This window comes from Mesorhizobium sp. M1B.F.Ca.ET.045.04.1.1 (assembly GCF_003952465.1).
GTDB classification, from domain to species: Bacteria; Pseudomonadota; Alphaproteobacteria; order Rhizobiales; family Rhizobiaceae; genus Mesorhizobium; species Mesorhizobium shonense.
The window spans coordinates 2,123,122-2,147,985 of the sequence record NZ_CP034448.1 but is presented as its reverse complement, the minus strand read 5'-3'; the positions used below and the strand labels follow the sequence as shown (position 1 = coordinate 2,147,985).

Annotated in this window: 24 protein-coding genes; 15 read left to right on the top strand and 9 right to left on the bottom strand. The window is 65.2% G+C overall.

From position 1 onward, the window contains the following. Nucleotides 1–114 precede the first annotated feature (114 nt). Nucleotides 115–810: a TetR/AcrR family transcriptional regulator gene (locus tag EJ071_RS10495; protein WP_126097794.1), complete on the bottom strand. Its 696-nt coding sequence runs from the start codon at nucleotides 808–810 to the stop codon at nucleotides 115–117. Between the two features lie 113 nt (nucleotides 811–923). Between EJ071_RS10495 and EJ071_RS10490 the strand changes: the two genes are divergently transcribed. From EJ071_RS10490 to EJ071_RS10480, 3 genes are read left to right on the top strand one after another with little or no spacing between them, the layout of a single operon-like run. Beyond that, nucleotides 924–2,120 (top strand): Tm-1-like ATP-binding domain-containing protein, encoded by a 1,197-nt coding sequence (locus EJ071_RS10490; RefSeq protein ID WP_126097793.1) that lies wholly within the window; start codon nucleotides 924–926, stop codon nucleotides 2,118–2,120. A gap of 12 nt (nucleotides 2,121–2,132) precedes the next feature. Continuing rightward, complete coding sequence (locus tag EJ071_RS10485; RefSeq protein WP_126097792.1) at nucleotides 2,133–2,987, top strand: phosphoenolpyruvate hydrolase family protein; 855 nt, start codon at nucleotides 2,133–2,135, stop codon at nucleotides 2,985–2,987. A 15-nt stretch (nucleotides 2,988–3,002) separates the two neighbouring features. Then, nucleotides 3,003–3,422, top strand: coding sequence for a cupin domain-containing protein (locus EJ071_RS10480; protein ID WP_126097791.1), 420 nt, complete (start codon nucleotides 3,003–3,005; stop codon nucleotides 3,420–3,422). A 214-nt stretch (nucleotides 3,423–3,636) separates the two neighbouring features. Here EJ071_RS10480 and EJ071_RS10470 read toward each other — a convergent pair whose 3' ends face one another. Continuing rightward, complete coding sequence (locus EJ071_RS10470) at nucleotides 3,637–4,824, bottom strand: Xaa-Pro peptidase family protein (RefSeq protein ID WP_126097789.1); 1,188 nt, start codon at nucleotides 4,822–4,824, stop codon at nucleotides 3,637–3,639. Between the two features lie 165 nt (nucleotides 4,825–4,989). Further along, nucleotides 4,990–5,115, bottom strand: a complete 126-nt coding sequence (locus tag EJ071_RS40025; protein WP_281058900.1) for a hypothetical protein — start codon at nucleotides 5,113–5,115, stop codon at nucleotides 4,990–4,992. A 45-nt stretch (nucleotides 5,116–5,160) separates the two neighbouring features. On the opposite strand from EJ071_RS40025, the gene EJ071_RS10465 reads away from it, so the two are divergent. The 6 genes from EJ071_RS10465 to EJ071_RS10435 all read left to right on the top strand — a co-directional run bounded on the left by EJ071_RS10465 (nucleotide 5,161) and on the right by EJ071_RS10435 (nucleotide 11,144). After that, nucleotides 5,161–6,771, top strand: coding sequence for an ABC transporter substrate-binding protein (locus tag EJ071_RS10465; RefSeq protein ID WP_126097788.1), 1,611 nt, complete (start codon nucleotides 5,161–5,163; stop codon nucleotides 6,769–6,771). 276 nt (nucleotides 6,772–7,047) lie between these two features. Next, a complete protein-coding gene (locus EJ071_RS10455; protein WP_126097787.1) occupies nucleotides 7,048–8,034 on the top strand; it encodes an ABC transporter permease in 987 nt (328 codons plus the stop codon). After that, nucleotides 8,031–8,861 carry an ABC transporter permease gene (locus tag EJ071_RS10450; protein WP_126097786.1) on the top strand — a complete coding sequence of 277 codons (831 nt, stop codon included), beginning with the start codon at nucleotides 8,031–8,033 and terminating at the stop codon, nucleotides 8,859–8,861. The genes EJ071_RS10455 and EJ071_RS10450 overlap by 4 nt, the downstream gene beginning before the upstream one ends. Then, entirely contained in the window at nucleotides 8,858–9,859 is a 1,002-nt protein-coding gene (locus EJ071_RS10445) for an ABC transporter ATP-binding protein (protein WP_245460194.1), read from the top strand. Before EJ071_RS10450 ends, EJ071_RS10445 begins: the two co-directional genes overlap by 4 nt. Further along, nucleotides 9,856–10,641, top strand: coding sequence for an ATP-binding cassette domain-containing protein (locus tag EJ071_RS10440; RefSeq protein WP_126097785.1), 786 nt, complete (start codon nucleotides 9,856–9,858; stop codon nucleotides 10,639–10,641). The genes EJ071_RS10445 and EJ071_RS10440 overlap by 4 nt, the downstream gene beginning before the upstream one ends. Further along, the gene (locus tag EJ071_RS10435; protein WP_126097784.1) at nucleotides 10,638–11,144 is read left to right on the top strand and encodes an L-2-amino-thiazoline-4-carboxylic acid hydrolase; all 507 of its coding nucleotides are present in this window, start codon (nucleotides 10,638–10,640) and stop codon (nucleotides 11,142–11,144) included. Before EJ071_RS10440 ends, EJ071_RS10435 begins: the two co-directional genes overlap by 4 nt. Before the next feature lie 178 nt (nucleotides 11,145–11,322). On the opposite strand, the gene EJ071_RS10430 is transcribed toward EJ071_RS10435, so the two are convergent. The 4 genes from EJ071_RS10430 to EJ071_RS10415 all read right to left on the bottom strand — a co-directional run bounded on the left by EJ071_RS10430 (nucleotide 11,323) and on the right by EJ071_RS10415 (nucleotide 15,515). Continuing rightward, entirely contained in the window at nucleotides 11,323–12,078 is a 756-nt protein-coding gene (locus tag EJ071_RS10430; protein WP_126097783.1) for an ATP-binding cassette domain-containing protein, read from the bottom strand. Further along, entirely contained in the window at nucleotides 12,071–13,132 is a 1,062-nt protein-coding gene (locus EJ071_RS10425; protein ID WP_126097782.1) for a ribose ABC transporter, read from the bottom strand. Before EJ071_RS10425 ends, EJ071_RS10430 begins: the two co-directional genes overlap by 8 nt. A gap of 75 nt (nucleotides 13,133–13,207) precedes the next feature. After that, the gene (locus tag EJ071_RS10420) at nucleotides 13,208–14,185 is read right to left on the bottom strand and encodes an ABC transporter substrate-binding protein (RefSeq protein ID WP_126097781.1); all 978 of its coding nucleotides are present in this window, start codon (nucleotides 14,183–14,185) and stop codon (nucleotides 13,208–13,210) included. Nucleotides 14,186–14,609: 424 nt separating this feature from the next. Further along, nucleotides 14,610–15,515 (bottom strand): sugar-binding transcriptional regulator, encoded by a 906-nt coding sequence (locus tag EJ071_RS10415; protein ID WP_126097780.1) that lies wholly within the window; start codon nucleotides 15,513–15,515, stop codon nucleotides 14,610–14,612. Nucleotides 15,516–15,780: 265 nt separating this feature from the next. Here EJ071_RS10415 and EJ071_RS10410 point away from each other — a divergent pair, with 265 nt between their 5' ends. Together EJ071_RS10410 and EJ071_RS10405 are read left to right on the top strand one after the other, a co-directional pair. Then, a complete protein-coding gene (locus EJ071_RS10410; RefSeq protein WP_126097779.1) occupies nucleotides 15,781–16,686 on the top strand; it encodes a tagatose-bisphosphate aldolase in 906 nt (301 codons plus the stop codon). A 183-nt stretch (nucleotides 16,687–16,869) separates the two neighbouring features. Then, entirely contained in the window at nucleotides 16,870–18,291 is a 1,422-nt protein-coding gene (locus tag EJ071_RS10405) for an ROK family protein (protein WP_126097778.1), read from the top strand. A 32-nt stretch (nucleotides 18,292–18,323) separates the two neighbouring features. On the opposite strand, the gene EJ071_RS10400 is transcribed toward EJ071_RS10405, so the two are convergent. Further along, entirely contained in the window at nucleotides 18,324–19,223 is a 900-nt protein-coding gene (locus EJ071_RS10400) for a LysR family transcriptional regulator (RefSeq protein ID WP_126097777.1), read from the bottom strand. Nucleotides 19,224–19,318: 95 nt separating this feature from the next. On the opposite strand from EJ071_RS10400, the gene EJ071_RS10395 reads away from it, so the two are divergent. Next, nucleotides 19,319–20,332: a DJ-1/PfpI family protein gene (locus EJ071_RS10395; RefSeq protein ID WP_126097776.1), complete on the top strand. Its 1,014-nt coding sequence runs from the start codon at nucleotides 19,319–19,321 to the stop codon at nucleotides 20,330–20,332. Nucleotides 20,333–20,630: 298 nt separating this feature from the next. Here EJ071_RS10395 and EJ071_RS10385 read toward each other — a convergent pair whose 3' ends face one another. Next, complete coding sequence (locus EJ071_RS10385) at nucleotides 20,631–21,308, bottom strand: GntR family transcriptional regulator (protein WP_126097775.1); 678 nt, start codon at nucleotides 21,306–21,308, stop codon at nucleotides 20,631–20,633. A 135-nt stretch (nucleotides 21,309–21,443) separates the two neighbouring features. On the opposite strand from EJ071_RS10385, the gene EJ071_RS10380 reads away from it, so the two are divergent. From EJ071_RS10380 to EJ071_RS10370, 3 genes are read left to right on the top strand one after another with little or no spacing between them, the layout of a single operon-like run. After that, entirely contained in the window at nucleotides 21,444–22,031 is a 588-nt protein-coding gene (locus EJ071_RS10380; protein WP_126097774.1) for an amino acid synthesis family protein, read from the top strand. Next, complete coding sequence (locus EJ071_RS40020) at nucleotides 22,024–23,820, top strand: alpha/beta fold hydrolase (protein ID WP_126097773.1); 1,797 nt, start codon at nucleotides 22,024–22,026, stop codon at nucleotides 23,818–23,820. The genes EJ071_RS10380 and EJ071_RS40020 overlap by 8 nt, the downstream gene beginning before the upstream one ends. Beyond that, a complete protein-coding gene (locus EJ071_RS10370) occupies nucleotides 23,817–24,854 on the top strand; it encodes an LLM class flavin-dependent oxidoreductase (protein ID WP_126097772.1) in 1,038 nt (345 codons plus the stop codon). The genes EJ071_RS40020 and EJ071_RS10370 overlap by 4 nt, the downstream gene beginning before the upstream one ends. Nucleotides 24,855–24,864 lie beyond the last annotated feature (10 nt).

Here is a 24,864-nt window from a genome sequence, read left to right as displayed (position 1 = left end):
GTATCTGTCTGTTTTCCCTTATTTTTCCTACTCCTTGATACATGAAGGCCTTGCTTCCGACGATGCACCACAATTATTATCGGTAGCTGGCCCTCCAATCTGGTCGAACCAGATTTAAGACATCTCCGTCTTGGGCGATGTCGAAACTCCACCCGCTTTCGCCTCTGATTCCGCTATCGCCGCGCGCACCAGCGCGCCCGCCGCCCAATCGGCGACCGACATCATGTCGCGGCTCTCCAGCCCCCATATATCCTTCAGCACGATCAGCACCTCGACGCCGAACATCATCGACAGCGCTTGGGCAAGACGCTTGAACTGACGCGGCTTGAGCTGACCCTTGAGCGGCGCGATCGCGTCCTTCAAAAGATCGACGCGATGACCGCGCTTGAAGGCCGGCTCGGTGCCCAGCGTGCCCGCCTGCCGCTGCGCCCACTGGTCGAGCGAAAGCTTGAGCGCCGCCTTGAACGTCGCCTCGAAAGCCTCGATGCGCGGCATGGCGGTGGCGAACAGCTCCGCCACTCGCCGCTCCGGATCGGTCGAAGCCGATTTCCAGGTCAGGATCGGGCCGAGTCCTTCGTCGACGACCGCCTGCACCAGTGCCGCCTGGCTTGGGAAGTAGCGGTAGGCGGTCGCGCGCGACACCTCCGCCGCCTCGGCCACCTCGCTCACCGAAGGCGTCACGCCAGCCTGCATCAGCCGCGTCGCCGTCTCCAGCATCAGCCGCCTCGTCCGCGCGCGTGGCCCCTTTTCGGCTGCCGGCATTTGTTCGGCGTCGTCGTTCGATGTGGCTTGTTGACGTGAGACATCCATATCAATACGATACGCGCGTCTCAAAAAATTGCAATGGCATCGCGCCGTGCGAGAAGCGGCAGGCGGCAACGCCGGACGCGCCGGAGAACAGGAGAGACAACGGGGAAACGCGGATGAAGCGCATCTATGTGGCCGGCACGGCCGACACCAAGGGTGAGGAACTCGCCTTCCTGGCCGATGCCGTCACTGCCGCCGGTGGCGCGGTCGCCCGCGTCGACGTCGGCACGCGCGACGCAACCGTGCCGGTGGACATCCAGGCCAGCGAGGTCGCCGCGCATCATCCGGACGGAGCCGGCGCGGTGCTCGGCATCGACGATCGCGGCACCGCCGTTGCCGGCATGGGCGTCGCGTTTGCCCGCTTCATGCAATCGCGCGACGACGTCGTCGGCGTGATCGGCATCGGCGGCGGCGGCGGCACCTCGATCATCACCGCCGGCATGCGCGCGCTGCCGCTCGGCCTGCCGAAGATCATGGTCTCGACGCTCGCCTCCGGCGACACCGCGCCTTACGTCGACGTCTCCGACATCATCATGATGCCGTCGGTGACCGACATGGCCGGCCTCAACCGCCTGTCGCGGGTCGTGCTGCACAATGCCGCCCAGGCCATCGCCGGCATGGCCGCGAAGCCGGCGCCGTCCGCCGCCGGCAAGCCGGCGCTGGGCTTGACCATGTTCGGCGTCACCACGCCATGCGTCACCGCAATCGCCGACCGGTTGCGCGCCGACTATGACTGCATGGTCTTCCACGCCACCGGCACCGGCGGCCGCTCGATGGAGAAGCTCGCCGACAGCGGCCTGCTCGCCGGCGTCATCGACATCACCACGACGGAAGTCTGCGACCTGCTGTTCGGTGGCGTGTTGCCGGCGACCGAGGATCGCTTCGGCGCCATTGCCCGTACGAAACTGCCTTATGCCGGCTCGGTCGGCGCGCTCGACATGGTGAATTTCTGGGCCCCGCCGACCATTCCCGAACGTTATCGCGGCCGTCTCTTCTACGAGCACAATCCGAACGTCACGCTGATGCGTACCACGGCCGATGAATGCCGCCAGATCGGCGAATGGATCGGCGGCCGCCTCGCCCGCTGCGACGGTCCGGTCCGTTTCCTCATCCCGGAAAAAGGTGTGTCCGCGCTCGACATCGAGGGCGGCGCCTTCTTCGATGCGGAAGCCGATGCCGCCCTGTTCGACGCCATCGAGCGCACGATCCAGCCGACGAAGAACCGCACCGTGACGCGCCTGCCGATGCACATCAACGACCCCGCATTCGCCAAGGCCGCGGCCGAGGCTTTCCTCGACATCGCCAAGAAGTGAGACCGGACAAGCATGGCCGCCATTCCCCGCAAGACGATTCTGGAGAAGTTCCGCAAGATGATCGCCGAGGGCGTGCCGATCGTCGGCGGCGGCGCCGGCACCGGCCTGTCGGCCAAGGCCGAGGAAGCCGGCGGCATCGACTTGATCATCATCTACAATTCCGGTCGCTACCGCATGGCGGGGCGCGGCTCGGCGGCCGGCCTGCTCGCCTATGGCAATGCCAACGAGATCGTCAAGGAAATGGCCTATGAGGTGCTGCCGGTGGTGAGGAAAACGCCGGTGCTGGCCGGCGTCAACGGCACCGACCCTTTCGTCATCATGCCGCTGCTGCTCACCGAGCTGAAGACGATGGGCTTCTCCGGCGTGCAGAACTTTCCGACTGTCGGCCTGTTCGACGGCACCATGCGCCAGAGTTTTGAGGAGACCGGCATGGGTTTTGGCCTTGAGGTCGACATGATCGCCGAGGCGCACAAGCTCGACCTGCTGACCACGCCCTACGTCTTCAATCCGGACGAAGCGCGCGCCATGACGAGGGCCGGCGCCGACATCGTCGTCGCCCATATGGGCGTGACCACGGGTGGATCGATCGGCGCCACCTCGGCGAAGTCGCTCGACGGCTGCGTGAAGGAGATCGACGCCATTGCCGATGCCGCGCGATCGGTACGCAGGGACGTCATCCTGCTTTGCCATGGCGGGCCGATCTCGATGCCCGACGACGCGCGCTACATCCTGGAGCGCTGTGAGGGTCTGCACGGCTTCTACGGCGCAAGCTCGATGGAGCGGCTGCCGGCCGAGGCGGCGATCGCCAGGCAGACGGCGGATTTCAAGGCCGCGGCAATCGGCAAAGCGAAGACCGCCAGCAACTAGGAAGGGATGAGGCAAATGGCCGACAGGAGCAAAGTGTTCGTCTACCCGAAGGATGTCAGCGCCTTCGGCTTCGACTGGGGCAGACTGGCCCTCACCGTCGCGCCGGAAGTGAACGGCGCGGAGCGCTTTTCCGGCGGCGTCGTCGACCTGCCGCCCGGCAAGGGGCACACGCGCCACAACCATCCGGGCGCCGAAGAGATCATCTTCGTCATCTCGGGCAATGGCGAACAGATGGTCGAGGACGAGAAGGGTAATCCCGTGGTCGCGAAGGTCGGCCCCGGCTGCACCATCTACGTGCCGGAAAGCCGTTTCCACTCGACGCTCAACACCGGCGACCAGCCGATGCAGCTTTTCGTCGTCTACTCGCCGGCCGGACCGGAGCTTGCGCTGCGCGACCTACCGGACTTCAGGCTGCTGCCGCCGGGTAAGCAGTAGATTGATTCCTGTTCACGGCAGCGCCGCCCCTCATTGTCCTGCCGGACATTTCTCCCCGTATAGTGACGGGGAGAAAGACGCTTTCATCAATGCTTTCGCCAATTTTCCACGTCGGAAGGTAAGCGCCGAGGTTGCGGCCATCTGCCTTCTCCCCGTCACTATACGGGGAGAAGGTGCCGGCAGGCGGATGAGGGGGCAGCGCCTACCTTCGGCTCTATGAAGCTCCCCTGTTCCACCCCCTACCCCGATCGCCGAACATCACATAGCCGGTGTCGGTCACCGCGACGGTGTCCTCCAGCTTGATGAAGCCGCGCTTCGGGTGAAGCATGGTCGTCTCGACCGAGAGCACCATGTTCTTTTCCAGCGGCTTGGCGGCATAGGTGCCTTCATAGGTGACCGGATGGTTAGTCATCAGGAACGGCGCCTCGTGGGTTATCAGCCCCATGCCGTGGGCGAAGAAATCCGTATAGGCCGCTACCTTCGAGGCCTTCAGCACGCTTTCGGCATGCGCGATCATATCGCCGCCAAGCGTGCCCGCCTTGACCTTGGAAAAGGCCGCCTGCTGCACCGCTTCAACTTCGGCCAGCAGATCCTGGAGCTCCGCATCCGGCTCGCCAAGCACGCCCATGCGGCAGAGGTCGCCGATATAGCCGTGATAATTGCCGCCGGAATCGATCGACAGCACCTCGCCCTTCTTCCACGCCTGGTCTGACGCCGCGCGGTTGTGGCTGGAGCCCAACGTCAGCAGGCAATATTCGAAATGCGCGCCGCGATTGGTCTCCTCACGCCTGAGCCGCTCTATGATGTCGGTTTTCGTCGTGTCCTCGCGCGCCCAGGCGATCGTTGCCAGCATCGAGTCGGTGATGAGCTCGGAGGCGATGCGCAGCTTTTCGAGCTCGGCCTCGGTCTTGATGGCGCGCATATTCTCCAGCATGCCGGTCGCATCGATCAGCTTGGCATCCGGCAGCGCCTTGCGGATCAGCGTATAGGCATCCGACGGCAGGAAGCCCGGCTCGATGCCGATGCGCGCCGTCGACTTGCCGATCTTCTGCAAATGCTCCACCGCAAGGTTGGCGGCATCGAGCGTGCCCCAGCAGGCGGCATGCAATGTCGGTGTCCAGAACGGGTGGTTCTGATGCTCGCCGCCTTCCATCTTGTTGCCGATATAGGCGGCATGCTCCGGCCCGCCCTTTTCGTAAAGGACGATCGGCAGGTAGCGGCTGTGGCCGATGGCATCCATCGCCGCGAAGAAGATGAACTTGTAGCCGCCGAGCAGATATTGCGTGTTGTGCTTGGAGGTGGCGAAGAGCACATCGATGCCGGCCTCCTCCATGAGCCGGTCCACCCGCGCCTGGTCGAACGGGATACCGCTGACCTCGGTTTTGCCCGGAGCGATGTTCATCGGCCTCTCCCTGAATCTTCCGGCCGCTCGAGCGGCCTCTTCTTGAACTTTTGGCTGTCGGCCAATCTGCATCATTTGACCACTCTGGTCCAGCCAGAATCGACGGCGCTTGGCGGATCCAGCCCTACCCAGCGGCCTCAAGTGGCATTACGCCCCTATCTGGTCCTACCAGGTGGCGGCAACTGCAGCCTGCATATAACTGGTCCAGTGAACGAAAATTTCAAAGCCAAGCCATCCTGCGCCAAAACCGTCTCTGGCGAAACCTTTGCCAAGGGCCATAATCCCGTCCATTTCGAGGTCGCCCACGCTGTCGCGGGTGAAGAGGGGAGTTGAGCGATGTCCGAATTGACGATTTCACGCCGCGGCCTGCTTGCCGGTTCGGCGCTGCTTTTGGCCTCGACCGCGCTGCCGGCCATAGGTCGCGCGCAGGCGCCGAAGAAAGGCGGAAGGCTGATCGTCGCCGCCGACTCCGAGCCGCGCAACTTGAACCCGGCGATCGTCGCCTCCAACGGCGTCTTCTTCATCTCCAGCAAGATCGTCGAGACGCTGGCCGAGGCCTCCTTCGACGGCAAGGATGGACTTGAGCCGCGCCTCGCTCTCTCCTGGGAAGGCGCTGCCGATGGCCTGTCGGTGACCTTCAAATTGCGCGACGGCGTCAAATGGCATGACGGCAAGCCCTTCACCTCTGCCGACGTCGCCTTCTCGGCGCTGCAGATCTGGAAGCCGCTGCAGAATCTCGGGCGCACCGTGTTCAAGGATCTCAGCGCGGTCGACACGCCCGATGATCTCACCGCCGTATTCAAATTCGCCAAACCGACGCCGTTCCAGCTGATCCGCAACGCTCTGCCGGCACTGTCGAGCGTCGTGCCGAAGCATGTCTATGAGGTGGGCAAGATCGAGGACAACCCGGCCAACAACGCGCCGGTCGGCACCGGGCCGTTCAAGTTCGCCGAATACAAGGCCGGCCAGTACTACCGGCTGGCGCGGAACGACGACTATTGGGGCAAGGACGAGCCTTATCTCGACGAGATCGTCTACCAGGTGCTGCCCGACCGCACCTCGGCGGCGGCGGCGCTCGAGGCGGAAGAGATCCAGCTCGCCGCCTTCTCCGCCGTGCCGCTCGCCGATCTCGACCGCATCTCCAAGGTGCCGGGCCTGAAGGTCATCACCAAGGGCTATGAGGGGCTCACCTACCAGCTCGTCGTCGAGATCAACCATCGCCGCAAGGAGCTGGCCGACCTCAAGGTGCGCCAGGCCATCGCCCATGCCATCGACAAGGACTTCGTCGTCAAGACGATCTTCCTCGGCTACGCCGCGACCGCAACCGGCCCGGTGCCGAAGAACGATCCGCAATTCTACACCGCCGATGTCCCGACTTACGCGTTCGATGTCGCCAAGGCCAACGACCTGCTGGACGAAGCCGGCTATAGGCGCGCCGACGACGGCAAGCGCTTTTCGCTGAAACTGCTGCCGGCGCCCTACTTCAACGAGACGAAGCAATTCGGCGACTATCTGCGCCAGGCCCTGGCCGCGATCGGCATCGACGCCGAGATCGTCAACAACGACTCGGCAGCCCACATCAAAGCCGTCTACACCGATCATGCCTTCGATCTCGCTATCGGCCCGCCGGTGTTCCGCGGCGACCCGGCGATCTCCACCACCATCCTGGTGCAGAGCGGCATTCCGGACGGCGTGCCCTTCTCCAACCAGGGCGGCTACAAGAATGCCGACCTGGACGCGCTGATCGCGAAAGCCTCGGAGACGCTCGATACCGGCGCCCGCACCGAGCTGTACAAAGAATTCCAGAAGAAGGTCGCTGCCGACCTGCCGTTGATCAACGTCGCCGAATGGAGCTTCATTTCCGTCGCCCGCGATACGGTCGGAAACATCGCCGACAACCCGCGCTGGGCGGTGTCGAACTGGGCGGACACCTATTTGGAATCGTGACACACTCGCGCGGATGAGCGTTCGCGAGGAAATGGGAACTTTGGCAAAGGCCGAGTTCCCGCCCACCCCCCTCTGTCCTGCCGGACATCTCCCCCGCAAGGGGGGAGATCAGATTTCATCTCGGCCTTCGCCAATCTCCAACATTGCTGCCCAGCAGAACAGGCGCCGTCGGCGAAGCTGCCAATCTCCCCCCTTGCGGGGGAGATGTCCGGCAGGACAGAGGGGGGTGCCTGGGCGCATTCCTGGCCAGCTTGTCGTCAACCCTTCGAGGCGCGCATGACACGCGCCCTCATCCTCCTGCGCCGCCGTCTCGTCGGCAGCATCTTCGTCCTCCTGATCGTCGTCATCGGCAGCTTCCTCCTGCTCGAAGCGGCACCAGGCGATGCGGTCGACGCCTATATCGTCTCGACCGGCGGCGATGCCGGCATGATCGAATTGCTACGCCACCGCTGGGGCCTCGACCAATCCGAACTGACCCGGCTGGCAAACTACCTCTGGGCATTGCTGCATCTCGATCTCGGCCAGTCGGTCACCTTCTCGCGGCCGATCCGCGAAATCATCCTCGAACGTCTCCCCACCACGCTCATCCTGATGGGCAGCGCCACCGCCCTTTCCTTCGGCCTCGGTTCGGCGCTCGGCATCTTTGCCGGCGCGAGGCCCGGCAGTTTTCGCGATCGCTTCTTGTCGATCGGTTCGCTGGCGCTCTATGCGGTGCCCGGATTCTGGCTCGGCCTGGTGCTGATCGTCGTCTTCGCCGTCGACCTGCGCTGGCTGCCGATCGGTGGCATCGAAACAATCGCCTCCGGCAAGACCGGGTTTTCCCGCTCCGCCGACATTGCGGTGCATCTCGTGCTGCCGGTATCGGCGCTGGGCTTCATCTACCTCGCGCTCTATCTGCGCATGATGCGCGCCGGCATGGCCGAGGCCTGGCGGCAGGACTTTGTCCTCGCCGCCCGCGCCCGGGGCCTGCCGCGCTGCCGCATCGTGCTTGCCCATGTCGCCCGCAACGCGCTCTTACCCTTGGTCACCATGCTCGGCCTGCAATCGGCGCAGATGCTGGGCGGCAGCGTCGTCATCGAAAGCGTCTTTGCAGTCCCCGGCCTCGGCCGGCTGGCGCAGGAAGCCGTCGCCGGGCGCGACACGCCGTTGCTGCTGGGGATCATCCTGGTGAGCGCGGTCCTCGTGGTCGTCATCAATCTCCTGGTCGACCTCGCCTATGCCTTCCTCGATCCGCGTGTCGGCGCCGGCGAGGCAGGCGCATGAACGGGCTGCTTCGTTTCTTCCGCACGCCGGAGGCGATCGCCGGCGCAGTCATTCTAGCCTTGCTGGTGGCGATGGCGCTGGCGGCGCCGCTGCTTTTCCCGGGCGATCCGCAGGCGATCGCCGGCCCGGCGCTGCTGCCGCCGTTCCAGGACTGGTCGCTGCCGCTCGGCACCGATCGGCTTGGCCGCGACGTGCTGGCCGAGCTGTTCCACGGTGCCCGCACATCGCTGGCGGTCGGGCTGGCGGCAGCCGCCGCGGCGCTTCTGATCGGCGCGGTGGTCGGTACGCTGGCCGGTTTCGCGGGAGGCCTCGTCGACGAGGTGCTGATGCGCATCACCGACGCGTTCCAGACCGTACCGAGCTTCCTGCTGACACTGGCATTTGTCAGCATCGTCGGCCCCTCGCTCGGTGTCGTCGTCTGGGCAATAGCGCTCGGCGCCTGGACCGGACCGGCTCGCGTTGCCCGCGCCGAAGTCCTGTCGATCCGCGAGCGCGACTATGTCGCCGGCGCCCGCGTCATCGGCATGCATCCGTTGGAAATTGCTTTTCGCGAGGTGCTGCCCAATGCGCTGCCGCCGGTGCTGGCGCTCTCGTCGGTGATCGTCGCGGCGGCCATCCTCACCGAAGCGGCGCTCTCCTTCCTCGGTCTCGGCGATCCCAACCGCGTCACCTGGGGCGGCATGATCGCCGAAGGCCGCGCTGTCTTGCGCACCGCGCCGTATCTGTCGATCGTTCCCGGCATCGCGCTGGTGCTGACCGTGCTCGGCGTCTACCTCGCCGGCGAAAGTGTGGTTGAAAGCACCGCGGTGCGCAGGAGCCTGTCGTGACGGCGCTGCTCACGATCCGTGATCTGATGGTTGCCTACCGTCGCGATGGGGTAGCGGCGCTGAGCGGTGTGAGCCTGGATGTCGAGGCCGGCGAGCGCCTGGCGATCATTGGCGAGAGCGGCTCGGGCAAGAGCACGCTGGCGCTGGCGATTGCGGGGTTGTTGACTAGGTCGGCTGGGATTGAAGGACGCGTCGACTGGTTCTTGTCGGCAAACGTTGGTGCCAAGGCACCCCCCTCTGTCCTGCCGGACATCTCCCCCTCAAGGGGGGAGATTGGCAGCGTCAACGCCGGCTCGCTTCCTGCAGTGTCAACATTTGGCGAAAGCGGAAATGAGAGCGCAATCTCCCCCCTAGAGGGGGAGATGTCCGGCAGGGCAGAGGGGGGCGTGACAGAACGCGACCTGTCCAAGATTGATAGCAACCAAATCCCCCTCCTCGGCCGTGACATCGGCTTCGTCTTCCAGGATCCCTCCTCCAGCCTCGACCCGGTCATGCCGATCGGCAAGCAGATCGCCGAAGTCACACGCACGCACATCGGCCTGACCTGGTCGCAAGCCTACGCCAAAGCCAAAACCCTCCTCGAGCGCGTCCGCCTCCCCGCCCCGGAAGCCGTCCTACATGCCTATCCGCACCAGCTTTCCGGCGGCCAGAAACAGCGCGTGGCGATTGCCGCGGCCATCGCCGCCGCGCCCAAGCTTTTGATCGCCGACGAGGCGACCAGCGCGCTCGATACCATCGTCCAGGCCGAAATTGTCGCCCTGATCCGCTGGCTGGTCGCCGAGGACGGTATGACGCTCATCTTCATCAGCCACGACATTGCGCTGGCGGCCACGCTGGCCGAGCGCATCGCCGTGCTGCGCAGTGGCGAACTGGTCGAGCTCGGCGAAACCCGTCAAATCATCAACGCGCCGCGCCATGCCTATACCCGGGCACTGCTCGATGCCCATCTCGGTCTCGACGCCGAACCGTTGCTCGACCGGCAAGGCGTGTTGACATGAGCCTCCTCGCCGTTTCCAACCTTGCCAAGCACTATCGCCGTGGCGGCAAACCCTTCGCCGCTGTCGACGACGTTTCCTTCGAGATCGGGCCGGCCGAGACGCTGGCGCTTGCCGGCCCGTCCGGCAGCGGCAAGTCGACGATCGCCCGTCTGGTGTCGCGGCTGCTCGAGCCGGACTCCGGCCGCATCGACTTCGAGGGCACGGACTTTCTTGCGCTTTCGGGCGCCGCATTGCGCGCCCGCCGCGCCCGTCTTCAGATGGTGTTCCAGGACCCGCTCGCCGCCTTCAACCCGCGCGCCACGGTAGCGCGCGTGCTGGACGACCCTCTGCGCGTCCATGGCATCGCTCCGCGCGCCGAGCGCCCGCGTCGCATCGCGGCGCTGCTGGAGCGCGTCGGCCTCGATGTCGGCCTTGCCGCGCGCGCCATCCACGAGATCTCCGGCGGCCAGCGCCAGCGCATCGCGATTGCCCGCGCCATCGCCACGCGGCCATCCCTGGTCGTGCTCGACGAGGCGGTGTCGGCGCTCGACGTTTCGGTGCGCGGGCAAATCCTGGAATTGCTGCTCGATCTGCAAAGACAGGAACGGATTGCCTATCTTTTCATTTCCCATGACCTCGGCGTCATCCGCGCCGTCGCGCATCGCGTCGTCATCCTCGATGCCGGCCGGGTCGCCGAGAGCGGCGATGCTCGCACGGTGATCGCGTCGCCACAGTCGGCGATCGGCAAGGCGCTGGTGGCGGCAACGCCGAAGCTTGTCAGAACCAGTCAGGACGCATCATGACCGACCCCGCAGCCAGAGCCGAAAACCTGTCGCGCGAACTCGATTCCGCTTTCCGCAACCGGGCCGATCTCTATCGCCTCTTCCTGGATGAACTGACCGCTGAGCTTGGCGCCGAGAGGGCCGAGGCGGTCATGATCCGCACCATCGAAAAGCGCGGCCGGGAAGTCGCCGCGGCTGCCTTTACCGGTTTCGGCCCTAATGATGCGCTGGCGATCGGCGAGGCCTTCCTTTCGGTCAGTCCGGATGGCGGCCGCATGTACCCGACCGACGTCGATCGCGGGCCCGACCACATCGCCTTCAAGGTGAAGCGCTGCCCGCTCAAGGACGCCTGGGTCGAGGCCGGGGTCGGCGAGGAAAAGCTCGCCACGCTCTGCCGCATCGCCGGCGCCTTCGACCGCGGCCTGTTCGAGGCGACCGGCGTGCGTTTCGCCAACGTCACCTGGACGCCGGGCCACGGCTCCGGCTGCTGCCACATCGCGCTGACCAACCGCGACGCCGGCTAAAGCATGATCCCGAACCGAAGGTCAGCGTAGCAAAAAGTGGGAACCGGTTTTCGGACAAGATCATGCTCAAAAAGACCTAGAGCAATTCCAGGAAAAGTGTGAAACGGTTTTCTGTCCGGAATTGCGTCAAACCAAAGAGATAGAGCGGTTCGCCGTTTCCGTGAAACGGTGAAACGCTCTAGCCGCCGACCATCAGCTTGACGACTTCGTCGTGATTGGTCTCGGAGATCTTGCGCTCGCCCGCCTGGACGCCTCGCCTCAGCACGACGATGCGGTCGGAGACGGCGAAGATGTCCTGCAGATTGTGCGAGATGAAGATCACGCCGCGCCCTTGCGCCTTGAGTTGACGGATCAGCAAAATGACCTTGCGCTGCTCCGGAACGCCGAGCGCCGCGGTAGGCTCGTCCATGATCAGGATCTGCGCGTCCCAGTAGACGGCGCGGCCGATGGCGACGGCCTGACGCTGGCCGCCGGAGAAATTGCTGACCGGCGCCTCCAGCCGGCTGACATGGAAATCGAGCCGGCTCATCGTCTCCTTGGCCGCCCTGGCCATCGCCTTGCGGTCGAGCACCGGCAGGAAGCCGAATGCCTTGCGCATCGGCTCGCGGCCAAGAAAGATGTTGGCGCCGATCGACAGATTGTCGGCCAAAGCGAGATCCTGGTAGATCGTCTCGATGCCTTTCTCGCGCGCCTCCTGCGGCGTGGCGAAGCTCACCGGCTGGCCTCTCAGCAGGATTTCGCCGCCGGTCGGCTGATAGACCCCGGATATCGCCTTGATCAGCGTCGTCTTGCCGGCGCCGTTGTCGCCGGCAAGCGCCACGACTTCGCCCGGCCGCACGACCATGGAGAAATCGTTGAGCGCGCGCACGGCGCCGAAATGCTTGGACAGATTCCGGACTTCGAGGAGGGGAGCGGTCTCAACGCTTCTATTCATCCTGACGGGCTCCACTGAACCGGCGCTGCGCCTGGTCGATGAGGACGGAAATGATGATGACGACGCCGACGGCGATGAACTGCCAGAACGGCTCGACATTGACGAAGACCAGCCCGTACTGGATGACCGCGATCACCAGCGCGCCGGCCACGGTGCCTAAGATCGTGCCGGACCCGCCGAACAGGCTGGCGCCGCCGATCACCACCGCGGCGACACTGTCGAGCAAGAGCGGCTCGCCGGCCTGCGCGGCGCCCGCCGTGAAGCGCGCGGCATAGAGCGCGCCGCCGAGGCCGGCGCACATCGCCGACAGCACGTAGAGGCGCAAGATGTGATCCTTGATGTCGATGCCGGCGCGGCGCGCGGCCTGCGCATTGGCGCCGATCGCGTAATTGTGCTGGCCGAACCGCGTCTGGCTCAGAATGTAGTGCATCACGATGACGAAGATCGCGGTGATGATGACAAGGTAGGGCACGCTGTAGAACTTGCCGTTGCCGAGCAGTGCGAACCAGGAATTCTGCACCGGCACCGTTGTGCCCCCGGCAAGCAGGTAAGCGGCACCGCGCGCGACGCCGAACATGCCGAGCGTGCCGATGAAAGGCGGTACCCTGAGGCGCGAGATCAAGAGGCCGTTGATGACGCCGGGCACGCCGGCGACGATCACGGCGGCAAGGATTCCGGCCAGCATCGCCAGCGGCAACGGGATAGCGGCCCCGGCCATGTTGGTCGCATGCGCGGCGATGACGGCGGCGAGCCCCATGATGAAGCCGAGCGACAGGTCGATGCCGCCCGAAATGATGACGAAGGTCTGCCCGGTCGCGAGCAGCAGCGGCGCCACGGCGAATATCGCAATCGATTGCAGGTTGAACGGATTGAGCACGAAGGTCGCGCCATAGACGACCCTTGACCAGACCTCGAAACAGATGATCAAGGCGGCGAGGAACAGCCATGCGCGCCCTTCGGCGATGCGTCGGATCCAGCTCTTGGCCGCTTCGCTGTGGTCGGCCTGAGGGGCGATATGCTTTTCGGCCTGCTGGGCCGGTGTTGTTGAGGTCATGAATGCTCCGCGGCGCGGCTCGCTTCAGGCGCAGGTCCCCTCCCGGCAGGCCGGGAGGAGACCAAACGTGTTTGGTTACTCGGAGTATAGATACTTCGAGATGTTCGGATCCGCGATGTTGGACTTGTCCATGATCGTGAAGCCGGTGCCGATCGAAACCGGGATCGAATGGCCGGTCAGGTGCGCATAGGCCGAGACGACGCCGAAATAACCGATCTCGGCCGGATGCTGGGCGATCGCCACGTCCACCAGGCCGGTGTTGATGTTGTCGACGATGCTGGTCGGAGCATCGAAGGCGACCACCTTGACGGTGCCGGTCTGCCCGGCCTGCTTGACGCCGTTGGCGGCGCCCAGCGCCGAGAACAGGTTGGCGCCGAAGACGCCGACGAGATCGGGATTGCGGGCGAACACCGCCTGCAATTGCGAGGCCGCCTTGTTGGCGTCGTCGTCGTTGAACTGGGTCTCCAGCACGGTGATGCCGGGATGCTTGGCCATTTCCTTTTTGAAGCCCTCTTCCCGCTGGTCGGTGGTCGAGATGCCGGGCTTGACGTTCGAGACATAGACCTTGCCCTTGTCGCCGATGGCGGTAGCCAAAGCCCGTGCCGCGATTTCACCGCCGAGCACGTTGTCGGAAGCGATGTAGGCCAGCGGGAAATCGGCGTCGCCGGCGCCGGTCTGGTAGGTCCCGCTGCCGATGAAGGTGTCGACGGTGATGACCGGAATGCCGGCGTCATTGGCCTTGCGCAGCGGCTCGACCAGCTGAACCTTGTCGGTCGGCGCGATCAGGATCGCATCCGGCTTCTTGGCGATGACCGCGTCAAGCACAGGCACCTGGGTGACCGGATTGAACTCCGGGGCACCCTGGAAAACCAGGTTCACGCCGAGCGCGTCGGCCGCCGCCTGGGCGCCTTTGCGCATGGTGATGTAGAAACCGTCGGTGGTCAGGCCCGGAATGAGCGCGATGGTGTATTTCTTGTCCTGCGCTTGCGCGGGCGCAATCAGCACCCCGGCGCTGACGGCGAGCGCCGCGAGCGCGGCAACAATCTTCTTCATGAATTCCTCCTCTTCGTGGTTGGCAGATTTGCCGTTGCGAGTGACTGGAATGGCCATCGATCCGCCCAGGATGCCGACGGCCGGGAACGCCTGTCTGCTGTCGCGGGCAGCTTTCCTCCCAAGCGCCCTCCGGTCGATATGCGAGCCGGTCGAAGCCGACCGGCCATTAGCCGCAGTCTCGTTTGCCGGCCTCAGCCAGGCCCGAGGAACTGCGCCGCTCGGAGTTCATCCACACCGAGTGCGCAAACTTGTAACACTTTGCAGAAATAAATTGCAACTCGGTTTTCCGAGACCGCAGCGACAGCTTTTTCGCACCGGACAGCATCTGCCTGCTCCGAAGAGGCCCCGGCGGACTATTGCTCCGAGCTTGCGGCGACACAACTGATTTCGCGCCGGCGACCTGCACTGGCCGGCTGCCAGCGGTTTAACGAGGCGGCATGGCGTCGAGGACGGCCTGCGCCGTCTTCGTGTCCGTCACAAGAGCATTGATGAGCCCGGCTCGGACGGCGCCGATGATCGCGGTTGCCTTCTCCGGCGAAGCTGCGACGCCGATCGCCAGCGGCGCGGCGCGAAGCTGTGCCGGCGACATCGCGATCATCCGGCTCTCTCCTTCCCAAGGGATCAGCACGCCATCGGCATCGAAATAGTGCCGAAGCACATCGCCCGCCGCATGGACCAGCGCCTGCTCGCTCGGCGTCGCGGCGCTCGCCTCCGGCGCGTTGATGGCATGCGGCAGGCCGACGCCGACGATCGCGACGTCGGTCCGGTCCCAGAGTGCCACGGCATCGCGGATCGCGGCATCGCCAAGGAAAACCTCGCGCAACTCGCTCGACGGCAGATAGGGCGCATGGATGAAGTGCGGCGTGCCGCCGAACTCTTCGGCTGCAAGCCGCACGAACTCGTTGATCTGGAAATGCGGGGCGTGCTGCTGCATGCCGCCAGTGGCGGCAACGGTGAGAACGCCCGGAATGCGCGGCAGACCGGCCCGGATCACCTCGCGCACGGCGCGTCCCCAGCCGATGGCCACCACGGAGCCGGCCACCAGTTGCGCCTGTTTGAGCAGGCCGCCGAGCGGGGCGGAGAGCGCCGTCAGCGCGCCGGCCGACGGCGTCTCGATCACCGCGGCGTCACGAAGCCCCAGCCGGTCGATCAGCTGTCGGGTGACGTCCTCCGGCGTCACCAGATCGATAACCTCGATCCTCACGATCCCTTCGGCCCGCGCGCGCTGCAGCAGGCGCGAGATCGTCGCCGTCGACACGCCGAGCTGCCGCGCGATATCGACCTGCGACATCTCCGCTTCGTAATGCAGCTTGGCGACCGTGTGCAGCATCGTGCGCGATGTGGTCGCATCCTGGATCGGAGAGACAGGCAGCTTGCAATTCCTTTCAGCAACGTGTTACACACACATACGCCGACGGGAGTTATCGCGCAAATCCGGCGAAGCCGCAACTTGAGGTCACTGCTCCGGCGAGGCCGCCTTCTGCAGCAGCCGACGGCACCATCAAAGGCGCAAAAATCGCCCTGCGGCGGGTGAAACTGAGCATCCCTGATCCGCGCTCTCGGCGAGGGCGCGCCCAACATCGGACGAAAAGACCATGGCGAAGATGACCACCGCGGAGTTGCGCGGCTACCAGCAAATCTGCGGACCGGACGGGGCCATGATGGCTATCGCATGCGACCAGCGCGGCGGCATGCGCACCTTGCTGGCGTCGGATCCGGCCGAACAGGCCAAGATCACCAACGACATGCTCGGCGACACCAAGACGGACATCACGCGCTACCTCGCCAGCGCCGCGTCCTGCGTGTTGCTCGACCCGCTTTGCGCCGTGCCGCGTGTGGTCGACAAGGGCGTGCTGAGCCGCGACACCGCCCTGCTCATCGGTCTCGACGCCTCCGGCTTCGATGTCTCGCCCGAGGGTTACCGCCTGTCGCGCCTGGTTCCCGGCATCGACGCGCGGCGCGTGCGCGAGCTGGGCGGCACCGGCGGCAAGATCATGGTCTACCTCAGGGCCGACAGGCCGGCGGCCAACGAGCATAACATCGCTATCCTGCGCCAGTGCATCGCCGATTTCGGCAAAGAGGACCTGCTGCTCGTGGTCGAGTTCCTGACCTATCAGCTCGAAGGCGAAAGCCCCGAGGATTATGCGGCCAGGACGCCCTGGCTCGTCGAGGAAGGCACGAGGATTTCGCTGGAGTGCGGCGCCAAGGTGCTGAAGCTTCCTTATCCCGGCACGGCCGAGGCCTGCGCCAACATCACCAGGATGGCGGGCGAGGTGCCGTGGGCGGTGCTGTCGGCCGGCGTCAATCATGCGACCTTCCTCGGCCAGGTCGAGATCGCTATGCAGAACGGCGCGTCCGGCGTCATCGCCGGCCGTTCGCTGTGGAAGGACTGCATCTCGCTCGACCGTGACATCCAGCGCGAAAGGCTGAAGACCATCGCCGTGCCGCGACTGCGCGAGATCCAGGCGGTGATCGGGCGCTACCGGCAAAAGGCCGCCTAGAGCATGATGCCGAAAAGTGTGAAGCGGTTTTCGGGCGACATCATGCTCTATTTCTTTGATTTAGAGCCGGATTCAGACTTCAGGTCGGTTCGACCTGAAATCATCCGGCTCTAGGGCATTGTGATTCAGGTGATGCGGGCCTGACCTCAATCGCAGGCCGGCGCCGGACAAGTGCGGAACATCATGCCACAAAGGTCGATGGCCATCGGGATCGATATAGGCGGCACCAATCTGCGTGCCGCCCGCATCTCGGGCGCGGGTGAAATCCTCAAGCGCGTCGCCGAGCAAAGCGCGCCCGATCCGGAACTGGTGCTCGGCCGCATCGCCGACATGGTGCGCCTGCTCGACACGCCCGAGGTGGCGGCCATCGGCGTCGGCGTTCCCGGCCGCGTCGATGCAAGGCGCGGCGCGGTGTTGTCAGGCGGTTACGTCGACCTTGCCTCGGTCGCCCTGCAACAGCGTCTGGAGAGCATGGCCGGCAAGCCCGTCGTGCTCGACAACGACTGCAACATGGCGCTGGTCGCCGAGATGGCGCTGGGGGCGGCCGCGGGGCACGACAATATCGTCATGTTCACCATCGGCACCGGCATCGGCGGCGCCGTTGCACAGAACCGTCAGATCATGCGCGGGCGCGCAACCGCCGGCCAGCTCGGCCACATCAGCGTCGACGCCAACGGCGAGATCTGCGCCTGCGGCCGGCGCGGCTGCGTCGAGACCACCAGTTCGGGCACGGCGCTCGGCCGCCACATCGCACGCGCAGGCCTGGGGCCGGGCATCTCCGTCGATCAGCTCTTTGCCCGCGACGCGGCCGGCGACGGCACGACGCGCGGCATACTGGAAGCCTGGGCCAAGCCGTTGCGGGCGGCAATCGATTCGGTTGTCGCCATGTTCGACCCCGACCTCGTTCTGCTCGGCGGCGGCCTGGGCCGGGCGGCGCACCGGGCGCTCGCATATGCGCCGGCGCTGGCGCCCTGGTATCAATGCAAGGTGGAACCGGCTAAGCTCGGCGACGACGCCGGCGTGATCGGCGCCGGCCTGCAGGCGCTCAAAGCGAAGGCAGGCACGCCATCGCCGAGGCGCGCCGTGCTCGTCAACGGCATCCCGGCAAGCGGCAAGGGCACCGTCTCGCGCGGCATCGCCGACCGCATGGGCTGGCCGCTGCTGGCGCTCGACACGGTCAAGAACCCGTTCCTCGAAATACTCGGCGGCGCCGACCGCGAGTTCAACCGGACGCTTGGCCGCGCCAGCTACCAGGCGATCTGGTCCGTTGTCGGCGAAGCTCCGGCGGGCGTCACTTTCGTCGTCGATGCCTGGTTCGGTTTCCAGCCACGAGACGTTCTCGAGGACCATCTGCGCAAAGCCGGCGTCGAGCGGACCGCCGAAATCTGGTGCCACGCGCCCGGCGAGGTCCTTGCCGAGCGCTACCGCGCCCGGCTTGACCAGAGGCCCGCCGGCCATCCGGGCGCGGCTTACATCCCCGAGCTGATCGAACTGGCCAAGCGCGCCGAGCCGCTGCGGCGCGGACCGCTTTTCGACGTCGATACGACGCAGCCGGTCGACTTCGACGCCATCACGGCGTGGCTGCGGTCGGCGATGGAGGGGTAGGAGTATTATTGAGCGCAATTTTTCTGCGACGACTACCAACTTCTTGCCGCTTGTAGCAGCCGCTCCCGCACGAATGCGTTCAGCGGCTGCCGCAGCCCCAGCCGATTCCAGGCGAGAAGAATGTCGTTGCTCGGCGGGTCAGAAGGGTCGTGCATCACCACCAGGGAACCTGTTGCGAGATATGATGCGCATAGATACTTCGGCAGCACGGTGATGCCGGCTCCGGCAACACAGGCATCGGTCAACGCGCGCAGGTCGGGGATAACTTGGACGGCCTCGGGCGGCGGTTCAGCGCGGAAGACCTGGCGGAAATAGCGCCGCACGATCGGCAGATCAGGCCCGTAACTGAGCCAAGGCAAGCCGGTGACCGCCGCTGCTCCGGTGCGCGACACCATCGCCGGCGGCATCAACGCCGCCCACCTCGGCGCCCCGACGAGCACAAAGGTTTCGCGGAACACCGGATCATATCCGATCATCTTGCGCGGAATGCGGACGGTGGCAATCGCCATGTCCAGTTCGCTGCTTTGGACACCCTCGATTAGGTCGCGCGCCACACCGAACCGCAATTCGATCCGAATGCCCATGTCCGGGAACCCGCTCAGCGCCGGGAGCACCTTCTCGGTCATGAATTCTATGGGACCGCCCAAGCGCACCGTACCGACAAGACTGTCGTGGCGCATTGCTGCCGCGGCCAAGGCTGCCTCGATGCCGTCGAGATGCGGCGCAACGGCACGGGCAAGGGATTCCGCGGCGGCTGTCGGCGCTATGCCGCGTCCAACTCGCCGGAAAAGCTTGCGCTTGAGATGAGTTTCCAGCGCTTTGATGTGCCCGGACGCGGCAGGCTGCGTGAGAGCGAGTTGGACCGCGGCCTTCGTTACCGAGCCGACACGGTAAACGGCGAGGAAGGTTCGCAGTTGGTTGAGCTGATTCATAATTATTTTTATCAATTCGGCTCAACAATATGATTTTTCAGATGTGAGGCCAAGCCATATGAGCAGCATCAAGCGGTTTGTTATGGAGACCTCCGATGCCCAAGATACTCATCGTCACCACGTCGCACGACCAACTCGGCGGCACCGGTCGTCAGACGGGTTTGTGGCTCGAAGAGCTGGCAACGCCCTATTATGCCCTGCTCGATAGCGGCGCCGACATCATCGTGGCATCGATAAAGGGCGGTGAGGTGCCCTTCGACGCGAGGAGCATCAAAGCTGATGGCAACAATCCTCCGCCGGTGCAGCGGTTCCTTTCCGACGATCATGCGATGGCCTGCGTGAGGTCGACACCCTCCATCGATAAGGTACGCGCCTCGGATTATGACGCGATCTTTCTGCCGGGAGGCCACGCTGCGATGTGGGATCTTCCAGGCAATGCGGCGCTCGCCAACGCCCTAGGCCAAGCGTTCGACGAGGGGCGCGTGGTCGCCGCGGTGTGTCACGGTGCGGCGGGCCTCATATCTGCCAAGCGCGCGGACGGCAGCCCCATCGTGCGCGACAGGCGCGTCAGCGGGTTCACGGACGCAGAGGAGGAGGCGGAAGGTTTGACGGAGATCGTGCCCTTCCTGCTCGAGACGCGCTTGCGCGAACTGGGCGCACGTTTTGAGAAGACGTCCAACTTCCGACCATTCGCGGTGCAAGACGGCAACCTGATCACCGGTCAGAATCCGATGTCATCTGCGAAGGTGGCCGAGCTCGTGCTGCAGGCCGTCACATCGGCGAGTGACAGGCCGCCGGCCTTTGCAACTCCCACCGACGCAAGGCCGATGTTTATCACCATGCGGCTTAGCGCAAAGGACGCGGACACGTTCAAGCGCCACTTGTTGAACGTGATCCCCGTGACGCGGCTCGCGCCGGGTTGCCGCTACAGCCATTCCTATCAAGGCACCTCAACCGCGAACGCCTTTCTATTGGTTCAAGGCTGGGACTCGATCGAACAGCAGCACGCCTATGTCGCCTGGCGCACACGACGCGGCGATTTTGTCCGGTTTCGCGCCCTTCTCGACAAGGACCCTGAGGTCGAGTCGTTCACGCTGTTCGATGCTTAGCGCCAAGATGGCAATATCGCACTCTGGTATGGCTTTGACGAACCCGACAGGATTCGAACCTGCCGTGATCTCCGTCTTCGCGAACGCTATAGATCCCGACCCTCCCATCGGCCTGCCGGCCGCCCCGGCGCCGCTAACATCCCCGAGCTGATCGAACTGGCCAGACGCGCCGAACCGCTGCTGCGCGGCTCACCTCTCGACGTCGACACGACGCAGCCGATCGACTTCGACGCCATCACGACGTGGCTGCGGTCGGCGATGTCGACGGGAGCGTAGAGAGCAAGCTGGCCGCCCTCGGTCACGCCGGCGACGGCTGCAGCGCCGTGCGGGCGATCTTCCAGGCGGACTCGACATGGCGCCGCGCCGCGGCTTCCGCCTCCTCCGGCTTGCGCGCCCTGATCGCATTCATGATCTCGTTCATCTCGGCGATCGCCGGCTCGCGCCGGTTCACTGAAGCGATCGTCATCGAGCGTAGCTGGTTGATACGCACATTCAGTCCGCTCACGATCTCCCAGGCGACGCGCTTGTCCGCCGCCTCGAACAGCGCCTCATAGAATCCGGTCGTCGCCCGCATCACCGCCGGCGGCTTGCCGGATGCCCAAGCCTCAAAAAGGGCCTCGAGCGCACGTTCGAGGACAGCCAATTGCCCGTCAGTCGCCGACAAGGCGCAGGCGCGCGCCGCGATCCCCTCGAGCAGGGCCCTGAGCTCATAGATCTCGTCGGTGCGGCCGAGGTCCGGCCGTGCCACCGCCGGCCCGTGCCCGGGGATCATCTGCACGAGACCTTCAGCTTCCAGCTGCCGCAAAACCTCGCGCACAACCGAACGGCTGACGCCGAGCTGGTCGCAAAGCGGCCGCTCGATCAGCCTTTCGCCGGGCTGGAAATGAAAATCCATGATGGCCTCGCGCATGCGCTCGAGAGCCAATGTTCTCAAGGTCTTGGCGCTGCGATCGATGCGAAGCGTGTCGTCCTGCATGTGCTTGCTCCCTGCCTCGCCACAAAAACAGATTCCATGGCCGATTGACAAGGTATTTGGTGCTCCATAGTATGGTATACCATAAGACAACGCGGGAAATGGCGCCTTTTCAAGCGTCGCCCGACAGAGGTTTCCATGCAGCCGGCCATTCGCAAGATCGTCACCTATACCGAAAACACGCTGATCGAAGGCGGCAAGGCGGCACCCAGGCCGCTGCGTCTGATCGGCGTCGCCGCCGTGCTGACGAACCCCTGGGCAGGTCGCGGCTTCACCGAGGACCTCTCGCCCGAGATCCGCGCCTGTGCGCCGGTGCTCGGAGAAATGCTGACCCGCGAGATTATTGCAGTCGCCGGCTCGGGCGACGCGATCGAAGGTTACGGCAAGGCCGCCATCTGCGGCACGTCGGGCGAGATCGAGCACGCCTCGGCGCTGATCCACACGCTGCATTTCGGCAACCATTATCGCCGCGCCGTCGGCGCCAAGACCTATCTCGCCTTCACCAATCTGCGCGGCGGGCCGAACACGCCGATCATGATCCCGCTGATGGACAAGAACGACGAAGGCCGGCGCTCGCATTACCTGACCGTGCATTTCCAGATCAGCGACGCCCCAGCCCCCGACGAGCTGGTCGTGGCGCTTGGCGCTTCCATCGGCGGCCGCCCGCATCATCGCATCGGCGATCGCTATCAGGACCTCAAGGAAGTGGGCGACCTGCATGGCTGACGCCGCGCTTGAATGGACCCGGGCCGCCGCGCCCGACGGCACCAGCTTCATCCGCGCCGGATCAGGCGCGCCGGTGCTTTTCATTCACGGCGTCGGCATGAACGCTGCGATCTGGCAGCCGCAGATCGAGCGCATGGCGGATCGTTGGGACGTCATCGCCATCGACATGCTCGGTCACGGCCGCTCGCCGCTGCCGCCGCAGGTGCCGGAGCTGGCCGACTATGCCAGGCAGGCGATCCGGCTGCTCGACCATCTCGGCCTCAATAGCGTATCCGTCGTCGGCCACTCGATGGGCGCGCTGGTCGCGCAGGAACTCGCTCTGCTCGCGCCCGAGCGCGTCAGCCGCATCGTTTCGCTGAACGCCGTGTTCCGCCGGCCGCCCGACCTCGCCGAAGCCGTTCGCGAGCGAGCCGCCGCCCTCACCGGCCACGGCGACACGGCAGGCGCCGCGCAGACCATTGCGCGCTGGTTCGGCGATCCGATTTCTGCGGAGCTCATGGCGGCAGCCGAAAAGGCGGCGGCGGCGCTGGGTGAGGTCGACCCCGAAGGCTATGCCCGCACCTATCGCCTCTTCGCCCGCGCCGATAGCGATCACGCCGAGCGCCTGCCGGCGCTGGCCATGCCGGCCCTGTTCATCACCGGCTCGGAAGACAAGAACTCCTCGCCGGCAATGTCGGCCGCCATGGCGCGACTGGCGCCGCACGGCCGCTGTACCGTGCTTGGCGGCGAACGGCACATGATGGCGGTGGCGGCGCCCGATTTCACCACGCGTCACATCGTCGACTTCCTGACGGACGGCGAAGTCGCCGCGCAGAGCAACGGAGCGGATGCAGGCGCCAGCTTCGACAGCGGCGAGTTCCGCCGCGCGCTGGGCTCGTTCCTCACCGGCGTCACCATCGTCACCACGATCGGACCGGAAGGCGAGCCGCGCGGCTTCACCGCCAACTCCTTCGCCTCGGTGTCGCTCGATCCGCCCCTGGTGCTGGTCTGCATCGCCCACAAGGCGCTAGGCCATCCGGTTTTCGCGACATCGAAGAGCTTCGCCATCAACATCTTGAACGAAAGCCAGAAGGCGGCCTCCGGCATCTTCGCCTCGAAAGCGGCGGACAAGTTCGCCTCGGTCGACTGGCGCCCGGGACAGACCGGCAGCCCCGCCTTGGACGGCTCGGTCGCGTGCTTCGACTGCGACATGGAGCGGCTGGTCGACGCGGGCGATCATTCGATCCTCATCGGCCGCGTCCGCGATTTCCAGCACAACGCAGCGCAGCCGCTCGGCTATTGCCGCGGCGCCTACGTCACGCCAGGCCTCAGCCAGGAGGCGCTGGCCGCCGCCCAGCCCGGCACCGATGTCGGCGCCATCCTTGAAAACGGCGGCCGCATCCTGTTTCTGGATACACCGGACGGCTTTCTCGAACTGCCGCGCGGCCGGGGCCTTGGCTCGGCAGGCGACGGCAAGAGCCTCAACGGGCTTCTCGCCGCGAAAGCCATCGAAGCCCAGCTCGGCTTCCTCTACGCGGTCTGGGACGATGCCGGGGACGTCTCGCGCACGCATGTCTATTATCGCGGCACCTTCGATGTGCCGGCGTCCAGCGATCGCGGCATCCGGCTGATCGACATCGACGCGATCGATGGATTGAAGATCGCCGACCCGGCGATCCGCTCGATGCTGGCGCGCTATGTGCGCGAATGCACCGAAGACGCATTCGGCGTCTATGTCGGCAACGAGGTCGAAGGCGAGGTGCGGCCACTCGCCAGGGCTGCCTCGCTCAACACAGGTGACCAGGGATGAAGTTCTCGCTTTTCGTGCATATGGAACGCTCGGACCTCGCCAAGCCGCATACGGAGCTGCTGAGCGAGCTGGGTGAACTGGTCGTTCTGGCGGAAGACGCGGGTTTCGAGACCGCCTGGATCGGCGAGCACCACGGGATGGAGTTCACCATCTCGCCCAATCCGTTCATCAACATTGCCTATCTGGCGGCCAAGACCAGCCGCATCCGTCTCGGCACCGGCACCGTGATCGCGCCCTTCTGGCACCCTATCAAGCTTGCCGGCGAAGCCGCGATGGCCGACGTCATCACCGACGGCCGGCTCGACATCGGCATCGCGCGCGGCGCCTACAGCTACGAATACCAGCGTGTCTTCCCGGGGCTCGATGCCTGGGGCGCCGGCCAGCGCATGCGCGAGATCATCCCGGCGATCCGCGGCCTTTGGGACGGCGATTTCGAGTTCTCCGGCGAGTTCTGGCAGTTTCCTTCGACCACCTCCTCGCCAAAGCCCCTGCAGAAGCCGTATCCGCCGATCTGGGTGGCCGCCCGCGACCCGAACTCGCACGACTTTGCCGTCGCCAACCAATGCAAGGTGCAGGTGACGCCGCTGGCTTCCGGCGACGACGAGGTCGCTAGCTTGATGCAGCGCTTCAACACCGCCTGCGCCGCGCATTCAGACATCGCACGGCCGGAAATCATGCTTTTGATGCATACATTCGTCGCCGAGGACGCGACCGACGCCGATCGGCTGAGCCAGGATCTGTCGAGCTTCTACTGCCAGTTCGGCGCCTGGTTCCAGAACAAGAAGCCGGTGCATCAAGGCATATTGGAGCCGCTGACCGCCGACGAGATTGCCGCCATGCCGCAATACGCGCCGGACAAGATGCGCCAGAACCTGGTGATCGGCGAAGCCGATGAAGTGATCACCCGGCTAAAGGCCTATGACGCGCTCGGCTACGACCAGTACTCGATCTGGATCGACAGCGGCCTTTCACACGAGCGCAAGAAGAAGTCGCTGCAACTGTTCATCGACCGGGTGATGCCGGCCTTCCTCTGATCGCGAGCCC